The following is a 21,180-nucleotide window of genomic DNA, read 5'->3' on the forward strand; positions in this document are numbered from 1 at the left end:
TCACATAGAAGGTACTACCTGATGAAGATCCAAATGTGGGAGCTGGCTTGCCTGCGATAGCGGAGTGTCAGACCCCACATTGCACACTGACACACCGCCATCGCGGGCAAGCCCGGCTCCTACATTTGAGCCGGGTCACTTCAGTTACGAAGACAGGTACGAAGACCGCGTCAGGCCCAGGCGCAGCGCGTCCAGGAACTGCGTACGCTCATTGGCGCTGATCTTCGCGCTGGCGCACTTGTCACGGTAGTGAGTCATCAACTCCTCCGGCGACAAGTGCACGTAGCGCAGCATGTCTTCGATGGTGTCATGGGTCTCGATACCGGCGCTGTACACCGAACCATCCTCGCGCTGGTAGATGTTCACCGAGTCGGTGTCACCGAACAGGTTGTGCATGTCGCCGAGGATTTCCTGGTAGGCACCCACCAGGAAGATACCCAGCAGGTAGTCCTCGCCTTCGTTCAAGGCGTGCACCGGCAGGCTGGTCTCGATGCTCTGCTCGTCGACGTACTGCTTGATCTTGCCGTCGGAGTCGCAGGTCAAATCCTGCAGGACCGCGCGGCGCAGCGGCTCTTCGTCGAGACGGTGCAGCGGCAGGATCGGCAGTACCTGGCCGATGGCCCAAGTGTCCGGCAGGCTCTGGAACACCGAGAAGTTGCAGATGTACTTGTCGGCCAGCTTGTCGTTGAGTTCGTCCAGCACCTGGCGGTGCGAGCGCTGGCGGGCTTTCAACGAGTTGTGCAGGCGGCGGCAGACGGCGAAGTAGCACTGCTCGGCCAGGGCTTTTTCCGCCAGGGTCAGCTTGCCATCGGCGTACTGGGTGGCCACGTCGCTCATGTAGTGGGTGGCACGCCAGTAGGTCTCGGTGACCATCTCGATGTCGGTCGGGCCCAGCAGGTCCACCAGCCACTGCACGGTTTCCGGCAGGCTTTCCTTGTTTTCGATCTCCGGCACGTCGTCGTTATGCTTCTCGACGTCAGTGACCTGCACCACCAGCATGGCGTGGTGGGCAGTCAGGGAGCGGCCGCTTTCGGAGAAGATGTGCGGGTGCGGCAGGCTCTGCGCATCGCAGAATTCCTTGAGCATGCCCACGACCACGCCGGCGTAGTCGTCCATGTCGTAGTTGATCGAGCTGGCGTTACGCGAGTGGGTACCGTCGTAGTCCACGCCCAGGCCGCCGCCGACGTCGATGTGGTCCACCGGCAGGCCGAGGTTGCGCAGCTCGCCGTAGTAACGAATGGCTTCCTTGAACCCGTGCTGGTAGTCGGCCAGGTTGGCGATCTGCGAACCCATGTGGAAGTGCAGCAGGCGGATGCCCTGGTCCAGGCCGGCAGCGCGGAAGCGCTCGACCACGGACAGCAGCTGCGCCGCCGACAGGCCGAATTTGGATTTCTCGCCACCGGTGTCCGCCCACTTGCTCGACGCCAGGGACGACAAGCGCACGCGCAGGCCGACCTGCGGCTTGACCTTGAGGCTGGCAGCCTCTTCGATCACCAGCTCAACTTCGGATTCTTTCTCGATCACGATAAACACGTTGTGGCCGAGCTTCTGGCCCATCAGCGCCAGGCGGATGAACTCACGGTCCTTGTAACCGTTGCAGACGATGGTGCCGCCCTTCGGCGCCAGGGCCAGCACGGCCAGCAGCTCGGGCTTGGAGCCGGCTTCGAGGCCAATGGACACGTTCTGGGTTGCGATGATGTTCTCGATCACCGCCTCCTGCTGGTTCACCTTGATCGGGTACAGCGCGGTGTATTGACTCTGGTATTCCAGGCGCTCGATGTTGGCATCGAAGGCACCGGTCAGCTGGCGCACGCGGTCTTGCAGGATGTCGGGGAAACGCACCAGCAACGGCAAGGACAGGCCGCTTTTACGCAGCTCGTCGACTTGCTCGTACAGGTCGACGGGCGTGCTGTTCGGGCCGTTCGGACGAACTTCAACGCGACCGGCATCATTGATCGCGAAATACCCGGCCCCCCAATGGCGGATCCCGTAAACACTGCGGCTGTCCGCAACTGTCCATTGGCTGCCATCGTCTTTGCGTGTGCGTCGTACGGACATCGAAGTCCCCTATAAATGAAGTCGAAGGCGCCGCCTCTCTCTGAGGCTGGCGCAGTCTAAAGAATGAAAATGACGATTTGCCTGTAAGGAAGGTAGACCCCACTCGCAGGACAGAGTTTAGACACCGGTCAGGAACAGGCTCTGTGAAACCCATGGAGACGACAGTTCGCGTTCAGCGAACCGGCGGTCGGGGTGGGTTTCACAGAGGCTGCTAGCCGCCGGATTTCTTCGCCTTGTAACCCAGCTTGATCAGCTCGGCCAACAGCAACTCGACGTGGTCGCCCTGGATCTCGATGACGCCGTCTTTGAGCGCGCCACCGGTGCCACAGCGCTTTTTCAGCGTCGTGGCCAGCTCCTTCAGGGCATCTTCGGCCAGGGGCACGCCGGTGATGGTCGTCACCGTCTTGCCGCCACGGCCCTTGCTCTCGCGTCGCACGCGGGCAATGCCATCGCCTTCAGGGATCAGGGTCTGTTTGCAGGTACACGAATCCACGGGCTGACGACAGTCCGGGCAGTGTCGACCTGCGTCGGTGGAAAATACCAGGCCACCAAGGGCGGCGAAGGATGCGGCTTTTTTGGCCACCGGCAATCCTCTTGGGAGGACAAAGACTGATCGATCAGAATGACCGACCGCGAAGCCCCACTCAGGCAGGGGCAGCGCTACCGTACCGCCCTGTTTCAACCCCCACCTGTGGCAGCCGGTTTGCCAGCGATGGCGTCCTAAAGATAGCCATCGCCGGCAAGCCGGCACCTACAGTGATACCCGGGTGAAACAATCGTAGTACGGGTGAAAAGTCGCGCAGTGTAACGGCAAAACCGCGACTTGCTAAGGGCCAAATGGCGCCAATTTATGCAACTTTAGCGACGCGAGGCCAGATAGCGGCGCAAGCCCTCCTGGGCGTCCGGACAGTAGGGCTTTTGCTCGGCCTCCTGCAGGACCGTTTCAATCGGTAAAAAGCGTGCTTCCATGACTTCTTCGGGCTGCAGGCTGAGCGGCCCGTCCCACGTCGCCGAGTAGGATTTGCACCAGAGCCGGCTGTCGCCATCTTCGAAATAGAAGTGGTCATGTTCGACCAACTCTACCCCGCCGACGCCCAGCTCTTCTTCCAACTCACGGGCGGCCGACACCGCATACGACTCGCCTGCCGCGACCATGCCGCCGGCTGCCGTGTCCCAGAAACCGGGATACAACGCCTTGCTCAGGGTGCGCCGATGCACGCACAGCTCGCCCTTGGAATTGAACAGGAAGATAAATGTGCACCGGCCAATCAGGCCGCGCTGGCGCAGGTCGGACCGCACCAGGTGGCCGAGCAGGTTGTCCTGCTCGTCGACCCAGCAGATCAGTTCGGCATCGGAGGCCGCACGGTGCGCGGCCTCGTTTTGAGCAGCGTCCATCATCAACCCTGGTTGAGCAGCTGACGCAAGTCGATCACCGCCGCGTTGGCCCGGGAAATGTAGTTGGCCATGACCAGCGAATGGTTGGCCAACACGCCGAAGCCGCTGCCGTTGAGGATCATCGGACTCCAGACAGGCTCTTGCGAGGCCTCCAGTTCACGAATGATCTGGCGCACGCTGACGGTGGCGTTTTTCTTGGCCAGGACGTCGGCGAAATCGACTTCGATAGCACGCAGCAAGTGGGACAGGGCCCACGCCTGGCCACGCGCCTCGTAGAACACGTTGTCGATCTGCATCCACGGGGTTTCGACCACTTCTTCGTCGACCTGTGGCACTTCACCCGGCGCCAGCGCTTCGGTTTTCAGTGCAGTGTTCAACTTGACCCGGCCGACGCTGGCCGACAGGCGTTGCGACAGCGAGCCCAGGCGGGTAGCGACATCGCCCAGCCAGTTGTTCAGGTTGTCGGCTCGCGCATAGAACAGCGCGCCTTTCTGGTTAGGGTCCGACAGGCGCGCCTCGTAGCGGCTCAGGGAATTGATGCCTTCCTGGTATTCCGACTCACTGGATGGCAGCACCCAGCTCTTGTTGTCGAAGTTGAAGCGCGGCTCGGCCTTGGCCAAGTCAGCGTCTTCCGCCGATTGCGACTGGGAACGGGCGAAGTCTTTACGCAGGGCTCGGGTCAGGTCACGGACCTGCACCAGCACGCCGTATTCCCAGCTGGGCATGTTGTCCATCCACAGCCCCGGCGGAAAGCGGTCGTTGGAAATGTAGCCACCCGGCTTGTTCAGCAGGGTGCCGACCACAGTCTTGAGGGTTTCGACGGTGGTGAAGCCCACCACCATCTGCTTGCCGTCTTTTTCAGCGGCAATCTGCGCATTTTGCTGGACCGGGAACAGCGCCGGCTCTTCGCTCCAGTACCAACCCAGGGCACCGGTGACCAACAGGTACAGGCCGAGCACGCTCAGCACGGCGCGGCTCATCAGCACCGTGCGAAAATAGCTGCGGTTGGCCGACTTGGGCTCAGGGGCGGGGCCTTTGGCACTGCCTGCACGGTTTTTCCAGTCCAGCATGGCGATATCCTTTCAATCACTTGAGTTCATGCACTTCAATGGTCCGGGTGCGTTCAAACACTCCGACCACAACCCTACCCCATCGTGCCCGCCGGTGCGGTGCTTTTAATCAAACGGGGGACGAGGAAGGTTCGACTATAAAGGATGCAGGTTTTTTACGCTGCGCGACCATCGGGTCAATAACTGAATACCCGGGACACGCAGTTAATTGACATATGACACTCATCCCATGGAAAAGAGGTGCTAGCATAGAGCCATCAGTCGACCTCAGCATGCACCCTAACTAGTAGTCAGGATATGACCGAGCCAGAAGACCCCAGCCGTGAGCGTCTCAAGCAGCACTTTGCCCAGCGGGTAATTCATCAGGCACGTCAAATTCTTGAGATCTGGCAGCGCCTGCAACGCAGCGAATGGTCGGGCGCCGACCTGTCCGAACTCAGCGAAGCCAACCTGCGCCTGCTGCGCTTTGCCGAGCGTTTCGAACAGCCGGAACACAGCCAGCTCGCCGTGCACATCGGCGAATCCCTCAAGGCAGTGGACGAAAACCGTGGCCGCCTGAGCAGCCACCTGATCACCGAACTCAACCGCCTGATGCAGCGCCTGTCCCGCACCGGACTGCGCCAGGGCGACCAGCTCGAGCAAACGTTCCTGCCGCCGATGCGCAAGCCGATCTACGTGATGCTCGCCGATCACGACCGCGCCGAACGCCTGGCCAAGCAACTGGAATTCTTCGGCATGAGCGCGCAGTCGCTGGACAGCGTGGCAGCCTTTCGCGCCGCCATGGCCGAGCGCCTGCCCTCGGCGATCGTGATGGACGTGGACTTCTGCGGCGCCGGCCTGGGCCTCAAGCTCGCCGCCGAAGCCCAGGAAGGCCTGGAGCAAAAGCTGCCGCTGCTGTTTTTCAGCCTGCATGAAACCGACACCCCGACCCGCCTGGCCGCCGTGCGCGCCGGGGGCCAGGAGTTCCTCACCGGAACACTGGAGGCGTCCAGCCTGCTGGAAAAAATCGAAGTGCTCACCTGCGTCGCCCAGTACGAACCCTATAAAGTGCTGATCATCGATGACTCGCGGGCCCAGGCACTGCACACCGAGCGGCTGCTCAACAGTGCCGGCATCGTCACGCGCACCCTGATCGAGCCGATCCAGGCCATGGCCGAGCTGGCGGATTTCCAGCCCGACCTGATCATCCTCGACATGTACATGCCCGCCTGCACCGGTACCGAACTGGCCAAGGTGATTCGCCACAACGACCGCTACGTCAGCGTGCCGATCATCTACCTGTCAGCCGAAGACGACCTCGACAAGCAACTGGACGCCATGAGCGAAGGCGGCGACGACTTCCTCACCAAGCCGATCAAGCCGCGCCACCTGATCACCACCGTGCGCAACCGCGCCGCCCGTGCGCGCAACCTCAAGGCGCGGATGGTGCGCGACAGCCTGACCGGCCTGTACAACCACACTCACATCCTGCAATTGCTCGAAGACTGCAGCTTCCGTGCGCGCCGCGAGAACAAGCCGCTGAGCTTTGCCATGCTCGACATCGACCACTTCAAGCGGGTCAATGACAGCCACGGGCATCCCATGGGCGACCGCGTGATCAAGAGCCTGGCGCTGTTTCTCAAACAGCGCCTGCGCAAGACCGACTATATCGGGCGCTATGGCGGTGAAGAGTTCGCCATCGTGATGCCCGACACCGACCTGGAGTCGGCCTGCAGGGTGCTGGATGAAATTCGCGGGCGCTTTGCCGAAATCCACTACCCGGCCCAGCCGCAGGATTTGTGGTGCACCTTCAGTGCCGGGCTGGTGGAGCTGTGCGACGGTTCCGACAGCCTGATGATGGCCGCCCAGGCCGACGAGGCGCTGTACCGCGCCAAGGACGCCGGGCGCAACCGCGTACAAGCGGCGCGAACGTCAAAGCAAAGTGCCATCTTTTCACCGGAATCGACCGATTCCGTCATAACCCTGTAACGCAAACGCAATAACTTCAGGCACTTACCTTTTGCTGTCGGTTGAAACCCCGCATGCGCCTGAAGCTGCTGACCAATCTCAATACCCTCCTCTTGGTGGCTGTGTGCCTGGCCCTCGGGGCCACGCTCTGGTGGTCGCAACGCGCGCTGGAGCGTCCCTATCTGTTGATGGAGCGCTACCTGGGCCTGTCGCAGACCTTTCAGAATCAGGCCGCGCGCAATATCGACGACTACCTGGCCAGCGGCGATGCGCTGCGCCTGAGCAGCGCCAGCCAGAGCCTGGAAAACCTGCTGCAGCACCTGGATGAACTGCCCGCCGACCTCGCGCAGAACCTGCGCCCCAGCCTGGTGGACCTGGATACCTTCAGCAAGACTGACCTGCTGGCTGCCGGCAAGCTGGCCGGCGACCCGCAAGCGCTGTTACTGCAAGCCGAACGCGAACTGGGCGCAAACCTGGAGCAACTGGGTCAATACGCCCTGAGCGTCAATTCGCCGCAAGCCGCGCGTTACCTGCCGCCGTTGCTGGCCGCGTCCCAGCACTTGGGCAAACTGTCCCTGGCCCGCGACAAGCTGGTGAGCAGCGGGCGCGCGGAACTGGCCGATGATGTGGAGCGTGAAGTCGGCAATATCCGCAGCCAGGCCGACCTGCTGGAGCCGTTGCCATTGCTCGGCGTCAAGGCCAGCGCCGACTCCAGCGCCGACGACTTTTCTGCCTTGATGGGCCTGGAAAACACCGAGAAGACCGAGACCCAGGACACCGGCGTCGACCTCAAGCGCGAACTCAACAGCCTGCTCACCCGCTACCCCGGCGAACTCAAGCGCACCCGCGAACAGATCCAGCAACGCACCGACCTGGCCGCAAGCACCCACCTGAAAATCGCCGCCGTACAGCAGGCCATTGCCGGCCTGGAACCGGTGGTGCGCGCGCAACATGCCCAGATCCAGGGCGAAGTGCGCCTGATGCAAGGCGTGATGATCGGCCTGATCCTGCTGATTGCCCTGCTGATCGATACCCTGCAACGGCGCCTGGCACGGGTGCTGACCAACCTGGCGCCGGCCCTGTCGACCTGGGCCGAAGGTGACTTCAGCCAGCCGATTGCCTTGGGCAAGACCAACCGCGAGCTGCACGATATCGAAGCCTCCCTCAACCGCTTGCGCGCGTATCTGGTCGATCTGGTGGGCACCATTCGCGGGAATGCCGAAGAGGTCGCCGGCAGCAGCCGTGCCCTCGCCGAGTTGAGCAGCGGCCTGCACGACGGCGCTGAACGCCAGGCCGGGGACACCGCGCAGATCCGCGATTCGCTCGGCGAGCTGGAGGCAACCATCCAGCAAGTCGCCGGGGATGCCAGCCAGGCGGCCGGGGCCAGCCGCAGTGCGGGCCAGGCGGTGGAGCAAGGCCAGCGCGTGATCGGCCTGAGCCTGACCGGGCTGCACGCGCTGGTGGGTGAAGTGCAGCAGAACGCGCAGATGATCGAAAAACTCGCCGAAGAATCCGCCACCATCGGCGGCGTACTCACGGTGATCCGCTCGATTGCCGACCAGACCAACCTGCTGGCGCTCAACGCCGCCATCGAGGCCGCCCGAGCCGGTGAAGCCGGGCGCGGGTTTGCGGTGGTCGCCGACGAAGTGCGCTCCCTGGCCCAGCGCACCGCCGGCGCCACCGCTGAAATCCAGGGCCTGATCGCCGGCCTGCAAAGCGCCGCCCACCAATCGGTGCAAGGCATGCGCGCCCAGGTCGAACACGCCGAAGCCACCGCCCAGCAGGCCCAGGCGGCAGATGGTGCGCTGGATGAAATCGTCGGCGCGATCCAGACCATTGCCGACACCGCCGTGCGCATCGCCGATGTGACCGCGCAGCAGAGTGGCGCCGTCAGTGAGATTCGCGACAACAGCGAGCGGATCCACCAGTTGGGCGAGGACAATCTGCTGCGCATCGGCCAGGGCCGCAGCCAGGGCGAACACCTGCTGGTGCTGGGCGGGCAGCTCAACACGGCGGTCCAGGCGTTTCGCGTCTGACCGGACTCAACGTGGGTTGCGACCCAATGTGGCAGCTGGCTTGCCTGCGATGGCGGTGAACCAGGCGACATCTCCCTGTGCTGACACACCGCTATTGCAGGCAAGCCAGCTCCCACACTGACCGAACTCGCCCTCACAGTCACAAATTTCGCGCTATCCTCGGTAATCGTGCTGGCTACTGCATAGAACTGGACAGTCACAAAGGCTTTGCGGCATAGTCGCCGGGTTCTGCCGTACCCACATCAATAACAAGGAACAGCCGATGGCGACCTTACTGGTTCTTCACGGACCCAACCTGAACCTGCTCGGCACCCGCGAACCGGGCGTCTACGGGGCAGTCACCCTGGACCAGATCAACCTCGACCTGGAACGACGGGCGCGTGAAGCCGGCCACCATTTGCTCTACCTGCAAAGCAATGCCGAGTACGAATTGATTGATCGTATCCATGCCGCGCGCGGCGAAGGCGTGGACTTTATTCTGATCAATCCCGCCGCTTTTACGCATACAAGCGTTGCATTACGTGACGCGCTGCTGGCGGTGAGCATCCCATTCATCGAAGTGCACTTGTCGAACGTGCACAAACGCGAACCTTTCCGCCATCACTCCTACTTCTCCGACGTAGCGGTAGGAGTGATCTGCGGCCTTGGCGCCAGCGGTTACCGACTGGCCCTGGAGGCCGCCCTGGAACAGCTTGAACAACCGGCCAAGCGCCCCTGACCGACCCTTGGGAGTTGATGATTCATGGATATCCGTAAAGTTAAGAAACTGATCGAACTGCTGGAAGAATCCGGTATCGACGAGCTGGAAATCAAGGAAGGCGAAGAGTCCGTACGGATCAGCCGTCACAGCAAGACCCCGGCCCAGCAGTTCTACGCGCCACAAATGCAAGCGCCGGCTCCGGCCGCTGCTGCTCCGGCCGCCGCACCTGCCGCCGCCGCTGCACCAGCAGCACCTGCTGCGCCAGTACTGAACGGCTTCGTGGTCAAGTCGCCAATGGTCGGTACTTTCTACCGCACCCCGGCACCGACCTCGCCAGCCTTCGTTGAAGTCGGCGCAACCGTGAAAGTGGGCGACACCATCTGCATCGTCGAAGCGATGAAAATGATGAACCACATCACCGCTGAAAAAGCCGGCGTCATCGAATCCATCCTGGTAGAAAACGGTCAGCCGGTTGAGTACGACCAGCCGCTGTTCACCATCGTTTGAACCGCGGAGCGCCTTCGATGTTGAAACCTGCGAAGAAACTGCAAAAAGTCCTGATCGCCAACCGCGGCGAGATCGCGCTGCGTATCCTGCGCGCCTGTAAGGAAGAGGGCATCAAGACCGTCGCTGTTTACTCGACGGCCGATACCGAATTGATGCACGTGAAACTGGCGGACGAAAGCATCTGCATCGGCCCGCCACTGGCCACGAACTCGTACCTGAAAGTCTCGAACATCATCGCCGCGGCAGAAGTGACCGGCGCTGACGGCATCCACCCGGGCTACGGCTTCCTCGCGGAAAACGCCGATTTCGCCGAACAGGTGGAAAAATCCGGGTTTGCCTTCATCGGCCCGAAAGCCGAAACCATTCGCCTGATGGGCGACAAGGTCTCGGCCAAGGACGCGATGATCGCTGCTGGCGTGCCAACCGTTCCAGGTTCCGACGGCCCACTGCCTGAAGACGAGGCCACCGCCCTGCGCATTGGTCGCGAAGTCGGTTACCCGGTGATCATCAAGGCCGCCGGTGGCGGTGGTGGTCGCGGCATGCGCGTGGTGCACAAGGAAGAAGACCTGATCGAAGCCGCCAAGCAGACCCGCTCCGAAGCGGGCGCCTGGTTCGGCAACCCGATGGTCTACCTGGAGAAGTACCTGACCAACCCACGTCACGTGGAAGTGCAGGTATTGTCCGACGGCCAGGGCCACGCCATCCACCTGGGCGACCGCGATTGCTCGCTGCAGCGCCGTCACCAGAAGGTACTGGAAGAAGCTCCGGCACCGGGCCTGGATGAAAAAGCTCGCCAGGAAGTACTGGCTCGCTGCGTCAAGGCGTGCATCGACATCAACTACCGTGGCGCCGGTACCTTCGAGTTCCTCTACGAGAACGGTCGTTTCTACTTCATCGAGATGAACACTCGCGTGCAGGTAGAGCACCCGGTTTCGGAGATGGTCACCGGTATCGACATCGTCAAGGAGATGCTCAGCATCGCCGCCGGCAACCCGCTGTCCTTTACCCAGGACGACGTGAAGATGCATGGCCACTCCCTGGAGTGCCGCATCAACGCCGAAGACCCGAAGACCTTTATCCCAAGCCCTGGCCTGGTCAAGCATTTCCACGCGCCCGGCGGCAACGGCGTCCGTGTGGATTCGCACCTGTACAGCGGCTACAAGGTTCCGTCCAACTACGACTCGCTGATCGGCAAGCTGATCACCTGGGGCGCGACCCGCGACGAGGCCATGGCCCGTATGCGTAACGCCCTGGACGAAATCGTGGTCGACGGCATCAAGACCAACATCCCGCTGCACCGGGAACTGGTCCGTGATGAAGGCTTCTGCGAAGGTGGTGTGAACATTCACTACCTGGAACACAAGCTGGCCAACCAGTAAGTGCTCCACCCAACAAAGCCGCCTTCGGGCGGCTTTGTTGTTTGTGAGCCCTGTGAAATTGGCTCCTGTGGCGAGGGGGCTTGTCCCCCGTTGGGCTGCGCAGCAGCCCCGAAACCTGATCTTGCGATTGACTTGGAGAAATCCGGCGACCTCATGGGGCTGCTACGCAGCCCAACGGGGGACAAGCCCCCTCGCCACAACAAGCTCCCTCGCCACAGGTCATGCTCTCGCGTAAACTTGCGCGCTTTCGCGACCCAGCAGTCGCACATTCATTTTATTCAAAGGTGCCCGCCATGCCTTGGCTGCAAGTCCGTCTCGCCATCAGCCCAGAACAAGCCGAAACCTACGAAGACGCTTTCCTCGAAGTGGGCGCCGTCTCGGTCACCTTCATGGACGCCGAAGACCAGCCGATCTTCGAACCCGAACTCAATACCACCCCGCTGTGGTCCCACACCCATCTGCTGGCCCTGTTCGAAGACGGCACCGATGCCGCCGCGGTGCTGGCCCATATGGAACTGCTCACCGGCGGCCCGCTGCCCGAGCACCACAGCGAAGTCATCGAAGACCAGGACTGGGAACGCAGCTGGATGGATAACTTCCAGCCGATGCGGTTCGGCCAGCGCCTGTGGATCGTGCCGAGCTGGCACGCCGCGCCGGAGCCGGACGCAGTCAACCTGCTGCTTGATCCGGGCCTGGCCTTCGGCACCGGCACCCACCCCACCACCGCGCTGTGCCTGGAATGGCTGGACGGCCAGGACCTGACCGACAGCCACGTGCTGGACTTCGGCTGCGGCTCGGGGATCCTGGCGATTGCCGCCCTGCTGCTGGGCGCCAAGGAAGCCGTCGGCACCGACATCGACGTGCAGGCCCTGGAAGCTTCGCGCGACAACGCCGGGCGCAACCACATTCCCGAAGATAAATTCCCACTCTATCTGCCCGAGCAATTGCCCCAGGTGCAGGCCGACGTGCTGGTGGCGAACATCCTCGCCGGCCCGCTGGTTTCCCTGGCGCCGCAGCTGTCGAGCCTGGTCAAGCCGGGCGGCCGCCTGGCGCTGTCGGGCATCCTTGCCGAGCAGGGTGAAGACGTGGCCGCTGCCTACGCCAAGGATTTCGAGCTGGATCCGATCGCCAACCGTGATGGCTGGGTACGCATCAGCGGTCGTCGGCGCTAGAATGAGCGCTTGCCTGAATCGGATGGCCGCATGACCGACAGTTTCGTCACCCAGTGCCCGCATTGCCAAGCACGCTTTCGCGTTAACCACGCTCAATTGAGCGTGGCCCGCGGCGTGGTGCGCTGCGGCTCGTGCCTGCAGGTATTCAATGCGGCACGCCAGCTGCTGGAGCAGCGCGCCCAGCAGACGCCGGCACCGGAACCGGTCGAGCCAGCCGCAGAGGCCCCGCGGGCGATCAGCCAGAAACAGTGGACCGCCGAAGAACTGGACCTGGACAACCTCGACCTCGACGTGGAGCTGGCCAAGCTGGAACGCCGCGAGATTCAGCACACCCAGCCCTCGGGCGCGGAGCGTCGCCAGGGCGGTTCCGACCGTCGGCAAAAGGAAGAGGCCCTCAGCGCCAGCCGCGATACGGTCAAGGCCGAGGAAGAAAAGTGGGCGGCCAGCCTGTTCAGCGAACCACCGGAAGAACGCGTCCAGGTCGTCGAAGCCCCTGAACCGACCAAGACACCTGCGACCCGCCAGCGCACCGAACCGTCGATGTCGTTCCACACCGACGATATCGACGACGAACCGCCGCTGCGCTCGACGCTCGAGGATGACGAACTCGATCCCCCCGTCACGCCCGTTATCGAGGCGGTCGAGGAACCGGAACCCGAAGAACGCCCGCAACCTCGACGTAAACGCCCTCGCCCGTCCACCGGCGTTCACGACGATGTCCTGCAGGACCTCGAAGACGACCCGCTGCACCTCTACGCGCAAAAACGTGCGTCGGGCTGGGGCCGCCGCCTGCTCTGGCTGTTGCTGGTGCTGATCGCCGCCGCCGGCCTCGCCGGCCAATACATCGCCTACCAATTCGACGACCTGGCCCGCCAGGACGCCTACCGCCCATGGTTCCAGCAACTGTGCCCCACCCTGGGCTGCACGGTGCCGTCACGGGTCGATATCGCCCACATCAAGAGCAGCAACCTGGTGGTACGCAGCCACCCGGAATTCGCCGGGGCGCTGGTGGTGGATGCAATCATCTATAACCGCGCGACCTTCTCCCAGCCCTTCCCGCTGCTGGAGCTGCGTTTTGCCGATTTGAACGGCAGCCTGATCGCCAGTCGTCGGTTCAAGCCCGCCGAATACCTCAGCGGTGAGTTGGCCGGCGTGAGCGAAATGCCATCACAGACGCCGATCCATATCTCCCTGGATATCCTCGATCCGGGCAATAAAGCCGTGAATTACAGCCTGAGCTTTCATTCGCCCGAGTGAATCGGTTCATGCACCGAGGCTTGACGGCAGATTCTTGACTAAGCGCCGGGCAACCAAACCGGCGGCGATAAAGAAATTGCTGTTCAGATTTTATCCAATTCAGCCTTTATCCAGTCATCGAGAGCGGGTATCATGCCAACCCTTTTTCGAACTCTAATGATCCGGCCCCACAACAGGGAAGTCCTATGTCGGCGGTACGCATCGGCCCATACACATTGCAGAACGGCTTGATCCTCGCTCCTATGGCGGGCGTCACCGACCAGCCCTTTCGTCAGCTGTGCAAGCGTTTGGGCGCGGGTCTAGTAGTCTCGGAAATGGTCACCAGCGACATGAGCTTGTGGAACACCCGCAAATCGCGGATGCGCATGATCCACGAAGGTGATCCCGAGCCCCGCTCGGTACAGATCGCCGGCGGTGATGCGCAGATGCTGGCGGATGCGGCCCGGGCCAACGTGGAGTTGGGCGCACAGATCATTGATATCAACATGGGCTGCCCGGCCAAGAAGGTCTGCAACAAGGCCGCCGGTTCCGCCTTGTTGAAGGATGAGCAGTTGGTCGCCGAGATCCTGCAGGCCGTTGTCGCCGCAGTGGATGTGCCGGTCACCCTGAAGATCCGTACCGGCTGGGACCGGGACAACAAGAATGGCCTGACGGTGGCGAAGATCGCCGAACAGGCGGGCATTACAGCGCTGGCGGTGCATGGGCGCACCCGCGCCGATCTGTACACCGGTGAAGCCGAGTACGACACCATTGCCGCGATCAAGCAGGCGGTGTCGATGCCGGTCTTTGCCAATGGCGATATCGACTCAGCCGAGAAAGCCCGGCGCGTGCTGCACGCTACCGGTGCCGATGGCCTGTTGATTGGCCGGGCCGCCCAGGGGCGGCCGTGGATTTTTCGTGAGATCGAGCATTTTCTGCGTACCGGCGAAGTCTTGCCGGCACCGGAGTTGATCGAGGTGGAACGTATTCTGCTAGAGCATCTGGCCGCCCTGCACGCCTTCTATGGAGACGTGATGGGAGTACGCATTGCTCGCAAGCATGTCGGCTGGTATCTCGCAACCTTGCCGGGCGCCAGGGAGTTTCGCGCCCACTTCAATCGTTTGGATGATACGGAAGCACAGTGCGCCAACGTTCGTGAGTTCTTCAGCGAGCGTTACAAGAGCCTGGGGACAGGGGACGGAGAGGGGGTGGCCGCATGACGATGATGACCGAGACTTTAGTGAGTGGAACAACACCCGTGAGCGACAACGTCAATTTGAAACAGCACCTCAACACGCCGAGCGAAGAAGGCCAGACCCTTCGCGGGAGTGTCGAGAAGGCGCTGCACAATTATTTCGCCCACCTTGAGGGCGCTTCCGTCACGGACGTGTACAACCTGGTGCTCTCCGAAGTCGAGGCGCCCTTGCTCGAAAGCGTGATGAACTACGTCAAGGGCAACCAGACCAAAGCCAGTGAGCTGCTGGGCCTCAACCGTGGCACCTTGCGCAAAAAGCTCAAACAATACGATTTGCTGTAAGCATTCAATCAAACCAGAAAGGCGCCCGCGTAAAAACGGTCGCCTTTTTTGCTGACTTCCTTTGCTTTTGATGGAAATTGAAATGACCGACCAGACTACCCGCCTGCCGATCCGCCGCGCCTTGATCAGTGTCTCCGACAAGACCGGGATCCTCGAATTTGCCCGGGAGCTGGAAGCCCTTGGCGTGGAAATCCTCTCCACGGGCGGGACCTTCAAACTGCTGCAGGACAACGGCGTGGCCGCAGTAGAAGTGGCGGACTACACCGGTTTCGCAGAAATGATGGACGGTCGGGTCAAGACCCTGCACCCGAAAATCCACGGCGGTATCCTCGGCCGTCGCGGTACCGACGACGCCATCATGAGCGAGCACGGCATCAAGCCGATCGATCTGGTAGCCGTTAACCTGTACCCGTTCGAAGCCACCATCAACAAGCCAGGCTGCGACCTGCCGACCGCCATCGAAAACATCGATATCGGCGGCCCGACCATGGTTCGCTCGGCAGCCAAGAACCACAAAGACGTGGCCATCGTGGTCAACGCCAGCGACTACGCCCAGGTGCTCGAAAGCCTGAAAGCCGGCGGCCTGACCTACGCCCAGCGCTTCGACCTGATGCTCAAGGCGTTCGAACACACTGCCGCCTACGACGGCATGATCGCCAACTACATGGGCACCGTGAACCAGGCGGCTGAAACCCTCAGCACCGAAGGCCGTAGCCAGTTCCCGCGCACTTTCAACAGCCAGTTCATCAAGGCCCAGGAAATGCGCTACGGCGAGAACCCGCACCAGAGCGCGGCGTTCTACGTGGAGGCCAAGCCGGCCGAAGTGGGCATCGCCACCGCAACCCAGCTGCAGGGCAAGGAGCTGTCCTACAACAACGTGGCCGACACCGACGCCGCGCTGGAGTGCGTGAAGAGCTTCGTCAAGCCGGCCTGCGTAATCGTCAAGCACGCCAACCCGTGCGGCGTGGCCGTGAGCCCGGACGCTGAAGGCGGCATCCGCCAGGCGTACGAACTGGCCTACGCGACCGACACCGAATCCGCATTCGGCGGCATCATCGCGTTCAACCGCGAACTGGACGCCGAGACCGCTAAAGCCATCGTCGAGCGTCAGTTCGTCGAAGTGATCATCGCCCCTTCCGTCAGCGAAGAAGCCCGCGCCATCGTGGCAGCCAAGGCCAACGTGCGCCTGCTGGCCTGCGGCGAGTGGTCGGCTGAACGTGCCGCTGCCTGGGACTACAAGCGCGTCAACGGCGGCTTGCTGGTACAGAGCCGCGACATCGGCATGATCGGCAGCCAGGACCTGAAAGTGGTGACCAAGCGCGCACCGACCGAGCAAGAGATCAACGACCTGATCTTCGCCTGGAAAGTGGCCAAGTACGTTAAATCCAACGCCATCGTCTATGCCAAGAACCGCCAGACCATCGGTGTCGGCGCTGGCCAGATGAGCCGCGTCAACTCGGCGCGTATCGCCGCGATCAAGGCCGAACACGCCGGTTTGCAGGTGGTCGGTTCGGTGATGGCATCCGACGCGTTCTTCCCGTTCCGCGATGGCCTGGACAACGCCGCGAAAGCCGGTGTGACCGCCGTGATCCAACCGGGCGGTTCGATGCGTGACGCCGAAGTCATCGCGGCGGCAGACGAAGCCGGCATCGCCATGGTCTTCACTGGCATGCGCCACTTCCGTCACTGATCCACTGCCGTGAAGCGGCAAGGTTCAAGCTGCAAGCAGCACGTAAAAGCACAGCTGCCTCGCTTTTGCTGCTGGTTGTAGCCTCTAAAATTCATAGCTGCAGGCTGCCTTCAGAGCGATACAGATTGCTCTCAACGTGCAGCTTGCAGATTGTAACTTCCTTCGAAGGAGTCTGACTTGAACGTCCTCATCATTGGCAGCGGTGGCCGTGAACACGCCCTGGCCTGGAAAGTTGCCCAGGACCCTCGCGTCCAGAAAGTATTCGTCGCCCCCGGCAACGCCGGCACCGCCATCGAAGCCAAGTGCGAGAACGTCGCTATCGACGTGCTGGCGCTCGAGCAATTGGCGGATTTCGCTGAAAAGAACGTCTCCCTGACCATCGTCGGTCCGGAAGTGCCGTTGGTGGCTGGCGTCGTCGACCTGTTCCGCAGCCGTGGCCTGGATTGCTTCGGCCCTACCGCCGGCGCGGCCCAACTGGAAGGTTCCAAGGCGTTCACCAAGGATTTCCTGGCACGCCACAAGATCCCGACCGCCGACTACCAGAACTTCACCGAGATCGAGCCGGCCCTGGCTTACTTGCGTGAAAAAGGTGCGCCGATCGTGATCAAGGCCGACGGCCTGGCCGCTGGCAAAGGCGTGATCGTCGCCATGACCCTGCAGGAAGCCGAAGACGCCGTGCGCGACATGCTCGCCGGCAACGCCTTTGGTGACGCGGGTTCGCGCGTGGTCATCGAGGAATTCCTCGACGGCGAAGAAGCCAGCTTTATCGTGATGGTCGACGGCAAGAACGTGCTGCCGATGGCCACCAGCCAGGACCACAAACGCGTCGGCAACGGCGACAGCGGCCCGAACACGGGCGGCATGGGTGCCTACTCCCCTGCCCCGGTGGTTACCGCCGACGTGCACAAGCGCGTCATGGACCTGGTGATCTGGCCCACCGTGCGCGGCATGGCCGATGAAGGCAATGTGTACACCGGTTTCCTCTACGCCGGCCTGATGATCGACAAAGCCGGCAACCCGAAAGTCATCGAGTTCAACTGCCGCTTCGGTGATCCGGAAACCCAACCGGTGATGCTGCGCCTGCAATCGAGCCTGGTGCTGCTGGTCGAAGCCGCATTGGCCCAGGCCCTGGACAAGGTCGAAGCGCAATGGGATCCACGCCCGAGCGTCGGCATTGTGCTGGCAGCCGGTGGCTACCCTGCCGACTACGCCAAGGGTGATGTGATTGAAGGCCTGGACGCTGCTGCTACGCTGGAAGGCAAAGTGTTCCACGCGGGCACCGCGCTCAAGGATGGCAAGGTTGTTACCGCGGGTGGCCGCGTGTTGTGCGCCACCGCGATGGGTGCCAGTGTCGACGCCGCGCAGCAACAGGCGTACAAGCTGGCCGCAAAAATCGACTGGAAAGGCTGCTTCTACCGCACTGATATCGGCTATCGCGCCATCGCGCGGGAACGCGGCGAGCACTCGTAAGTCGCTATCCGTTCGGTTAGGTAAGGGCCTCTGGCCCTTGCCGTACTCATGCCACCCCGCGCATAGTTAACCCGTGCATCAACCTACGAAGGGATTTCGCCGTGCGCTGGCTCAGGATCGCCATAGGTTTCACTGTCAGCCTGCTGACACTGCTCTGCTTGTTCCCGGCCCAGGCCGCCGCGCAAGGCAGTGGCTGGGCAGTATTGCTTGATGAACAGGCCGATCTGCAGCTGAGCGACATCCGCTCTTCACGCTACACCAATCAATTCAGCCCCATTGAACTGGACCGCATTACCGCCGCGGAACCGGACGGTGCACTGTGGGTACGTTTCAAGCTGCAACCCGGCAAGCACGAGCAAGTGCTGCGGGTATTCGCGCCCGACCTGTCGCACCTGAGCCTCTACGTGCTGGACGGCGACACACTGGTCGAACAACAAAGCACCGGCACGCGCCAGCCCCAGGCGGAACGCCCGCTGCCCAGCAGTGACTTCATGCTGCCGATGCCCCAGAGCCAGAAGCCTCTGGAGGTGTATCTGCGCCTGGTCTCCGAACACGAACTGCGCCCCTATATCACCCTGGAACCGGCCGTGCTCGCCGCCGCCGACCAGACCCAAACGCTGATCTACGGCCTGCTGTTCGGCTGCCTGCTGATGCTGATCCTGCACAACCTCACGCGCTTCGCCTACCACCGCTCGCGCAGCAGCCTGTGGCTGGCGGCGTGCGAAGTGCTGTTGATGCTCAGCCTGGCGCTGCTGCTCAACCTGGTAGGCCCGTGGCTGCCGAACTGGCATGCGATCCAGACCCCGGGCGCCTACCTCGCGCTGCTGCTGACCGCGCCGTGCGGGTTGATGTTTGCCTACCGTTTCTTCATGCCGCTCGGCCCGCATCCGCTGAACAAACTGTTGATGGCCGACATTCTGTTTATCGTGCTGTGCGGCCTGCTGCTGTTGTTCGTCAACACCCTGCCGCTGAACATCATCACCTACGCCCTGGTGGCCCTGGCCGGCTTGAGCATGCTGTTTGTCTCGGCCTGCCACTGGCAGAAAGGCTACCGCCCCGCACGTTTGTTCGTGGCGGCGATGGTGGTGTTCAACATCGGTACGCTGATCATCCTCCCGGCCTTGCTGGGCCTGACCATGGTCTCGCCGCAAGGCCTGATCGTCACACTGCTGGCATTTATCTGCGTCAGTGGCCTGTTGATGAGCCTGGCCCTGGGCGAACGCCAGCGTGCGATTGTCGAGGCGCGTTTCAGCCTCAGCCGCGACCTGGCCGCCAGCAACGCAGAGATCGCGGCCAAGGCCGAGTTCCTGGCGAAAATCAGCCACGAAATCCGCACTCCCATGAACGGCGTGCTGGGCATGACCGAGCTGCTGCTGGGCACGCCGCTGTCGGTGAAACAGCGCGACTACGTGCAAACCATCCACAGCGCCGGCAATGAACTGCTCACGTTGATCAACGAGATCCTCGATATCTCCAAGCTCGAATCCGGACAGATCGAACTGGACGACGTGCAATTCGACCTCAACGCGCTGATCGAAGATTGCCTGAGTATCTTCCGCGCCAAGGCCGAGCAGCAGAACGTCGAGTTGATCAGTTTCATCCAGCCCCAGGTACCGCGCGTGATCAGCGGCGACCCGACGCGCCTGCGCCAGGCGATGCTGAGCCTGCTGGAAAACGCCCTGCAGAAAACCGATGAAGGCGAAGTGCTGATCGTGGTCGCCCTGGATGACCGCAGCACCAAGCCGCGCCTGCGCATTGCCGTCCAGGACAGCGGCCTGCCAATGGAAGCCGCCGAGCGCGACGCCCTGCTGCACAGCGAACTGCACAGCAAGAACTTCCTCTCGGCCACGCGCCTGAGCGGCCACCTGGGCCTGGTGATTGCGCGCCAGCTGATCCTGTTGATGAACGGCGAGTTCGGCATCAAGAGCGGCGCCCAGCAAGGCAGCACCCTGTGGCTGACCTTGCCGCTGGACCCGGAACGCCTCGAACACCCGACCTCCGACCTCGATGGCCCGCTCAAGGGCGCGCGCGTGCTGGTGGTGGACGACAACGACACCTGCCGCAAAGTGCTGGTGCAGCAATGCACCGCCTGGGGCCTGAATGTCAGCGCCGTGCCGTCGGGCAAGGAAGCCCTGGCGCTGCTGCGTACCAAGGCACACCTGCGTGATTACTTCGACGTGGTGCTGCTCGACCAGAACATGCCCGGCATGACCGGCATGCAACTGGCGGCGAAGATCAAGGAAGACCCGAGTCTGAACCACGACATTCTGTTGATCATGCTCACCGGCATCAGCAATGCGCCGAGCAAGATCATCGCGCGCAACTGCGGGATCAAGCGCATTCTCGCCAAGCCCGTGGCGGGCTATACGCTCAAGACCACCCTGGCCGACGAATTGACTCAACGCAGCAAGGGCAACGTCCCGGCGCGCGCGCTGCCCATCGCGCCAGCGCCCGTCACCGTGCCCAGCGACTTCCGCATCCTGGTGGCCGAAGACAACAGCATTTCCACCAAAGTGATCCGTGGCATGCTCGGCAAGCTCAACCTCAACCCGGACACCGCCAGCAACGGCGAGGAAGCACTGGAGGCGATGAAGGCCCAGCGTTACGACCTGGTATTGATGGACTGCGAGATGCCGATCCTCGATGGTTTCTCCGCGACCCAGCAGCTGCGCGCGTGGGAAGTCAGCCACCAGCGCATTCGCACACCGGTGGTGGCGCTCACCGCGCATATCCTCTCGGAGCACAAAGAACGTGCACGCCAGGCCGGAATGGACGGCCACATGGCCAAGCCGGTGGAGCTCTCGCAATTGCGCGAGCTGGTGGAGTTCTGGGTCGCGCAGCGTCAACAGCGGCCAGAGCACGCGCCTACCTGACCCCTGCATGGCGCAGATCAGAATGTGTGCGGGCTTGCTCGCGAACGCGCTGTATCAGTCAAACATGTATTGGCTGACACGCCGCTTTCGCGAGCAAGCCCGCTCCCACA

Annotated in this window: 16 protein-coding genes; 12 read left to right on the forward strand and 4 right to left on the reverse strand. The window is 62.4% G+C overall.

The window, feature by feature from the left end:
• Positions 1-144: 144 nt before the first annotated feature.
• From speA to C9990_RS28185, 4 genes are all read right to left on the reverse strand, one after another.
• Positions 145-2,058: an arginine decarboxylase gene (gene speA / locus C9990_RS28170; protein WP_065900291.1), complete on the reverse strand. Its 1,914-nt coding sequence runs from the start codon at positions 2,056-2,058 to the stop codon at positions 145-147.
• A gap of 211 nt (positions 2,059-2,269) precedes the next feature.
• Positions 2,270-2,641, reverse strand: a complete 372-nt coding sequence (locus C9990_RS28175; RefSeq protein ID WP_005784408.1) for a translation initiation factor Sui1 — start codon at positions 2,639-2,641, stop codon at positions 2,270-2,272.
• Between the two features lie 275 nt (positions 2,642-2,916).
• A complete protein-coding gene (locus C9990_RS28180) occupies positions 2,917-3,453 on the reverse strand; it encodes an NUDIX hydrolase (protein ID WP_106805276.1) in 537 nt (178 codons plus the stop codon).
• Between the two features lie 2 nt (positions 3,454-3,455).
• A complete protein-coding gene (locus tag C9990_RS28185) occupies positions 3,456-4,433 on the reverse strand; it encodes a DUF2333 family protein (protein ID WP_371322043.1) in 978 nt (325 codons plus the stop codon).
• Between the two features lie 387 nt (positions 4,434-4,820).
• Here C9990_RS28185 and C9990_RS28190 point away from each other — a divergent pair, with 387 nt between their 5' ends.
• From C9990_RS28190 to C9990_RS28245, 12 genes are all read left to right on the forward strand, one after another.
• Positions 4,821-6,491, forward strand: coding sequence for a PleD family two-component system response regulator (locus C9990_RS28190; protein ID WP_065900285.1), 1,671 nt, complete (start codon positions 4,821-4,823; stop codon positions 6,489-6,491).
• A gap of 971 nt (positions 6,492-7,462) precedes the next feature.
• A complete protein-coding gene (locus tag C9990_RS33200) occupies positions 7,463-8,506 on the forward strand; it encodes a methyl-accepting chemotaxis protein (protein ID WP_371920713.1) in 1,044 nt (347 codons plus the stop codon).
• 262 nt (positions 8,507-8,768) lie between these two features.
• The gene (gene aroQ, locus C9990_RS28200) at positions 8,769-9,224 is read left to right on the forward strand and encodes a type II 3-dehydroquinate dehydratase (protein ID WP_012721999.1); all 456 of its coding nucleotides are present in this window, start codon (positions 8,769-8,771) and stop codon (positions 9,222-9,224) included.
• Between the two features lie 24 nt (positions 9,225-9,248).
• Positions 9,249-9,713, forward strand: coding sequence for an acetyl-CoA carboxylase biotin carboxyl carrier protein (gene accB, locus C9990_RS28205; RefSeq protein ID WP_065900279.1), 465 nt, complete (start codon positions 9,249-9,251; stop codon positions 9,711-9,713).
• Between the two features lie 17 nt (positions 9,714-9,730).
• Positions 9,731-11,092, forward strand: a complete 1,362-nt coding sequence (gene accC, locus C9990_RS28210; protein WP_065900276.1) for an acetyl-CoA carboxylase biotin carboxylase subunit — start codon at positions 9,731-9,733, stop codon at positions 11,090-11,092.
• A 293-nt stretch (positions 11,093-11,385) separates the two neighbouring features.
• On the forward strand, positions 11,386-12,264 hold the full coding sequence (gene prmA, locus C9990_RS28215; protein ID WP_106805278.1) for a 50S ribosomal protein L11 methyltransferase: 879 nt from the start codon (positions 11,386-11,388) through the stop codon (positions 12,262-12,264).
• Positions 12,265-12,294: 30 nt separating this feature from the next.
• Positions 12,295-13,521 (forward strand): DUF3426 domain-containing protein, encoded by a 1,227-nt coding sequence (locus tag C9990_RS28220; protein ID WP_065900273.1) that lies wholly within the window; start codon positions 12,295-12,297, stop codon positions 13,519-13,521.
• A 185-nt stretch (positions 13,522-13,706) separates the two neighbouring features.
• Entirely contained in the window at positions 13,707-14,720 is a 1,014-nt protein-coding gene (gene dusB / locus C9990_RS28225; protein ID WP_016976994.1) for a tRNA dihydrouridine synthase DusB, read from the forward strand.
• Positions 14,717-15,037: a DNA-binding transcriptional regulator Fis gene (fis, locus tag C9990_RS28230; RefSeq protein WP_002555375.1), complete on the forward strand. Its 321-nt coding sequence runs from the start codon at positions 14,717-14,719 to the stop codon at positions 15,035-15,037. The genes dusB and fis overlap by 4 nt, the downstream gene beginning before the upstream one ends.
• An 82-nt stretch (positions 15,038-15,119) precedes the next feature.
• Complete coding sequence (gene purH, locus C9990_RS28235; RefSeq protein WP_065900272.1) at positions 15,120-16,727, forward strand: bifunctional phosphoribosylaminoimidazolecarboxamide formyltransferase/IMP cyclohydrolase; 1,608 nt, start codon at positions 15,120-15,122, stop codon at positions 16,725-16,727.
• A 177-nt stretch (positions 16,728-16,904) separates the two neighbouring features.
• Positions 16,905-18,197, forward strand: coding sequence for a phosphoribosylamine--glycine ligase (purD, locus tag C9990_RS28240; protein WP_065900269.1), 1,293 nt, complete (start codon positions 16,905-16,907; stop codon positions 18,195-18,197).
• A 101-nt stretch (positions 18,198-18,298) separates the two neighbouring features.
• Entirely contained in the window at positions 18,299-21,070 is a 2,772-nt protein-coding gene (locus tag C9990_RS28245; protein WP_065900267.1) for a hybrid sensor histidine kinase/response regulator, read from the forward strand.
• The last annotated feature ends 110 nt before the right edge of the window (positions 21,071-21,180 follow it).

Source organism: Pseudomonas sp. S5D5, from assembly GCF_003013355.1.
Classification (GTDB): domain Bacteria; phylum Pseudomonadota; class Gammaproteobacteria; order Pseudomonadales; family Pseudomonadaceae; genus Aquipseudomonas; species Aquipseudomonas aylmerensis.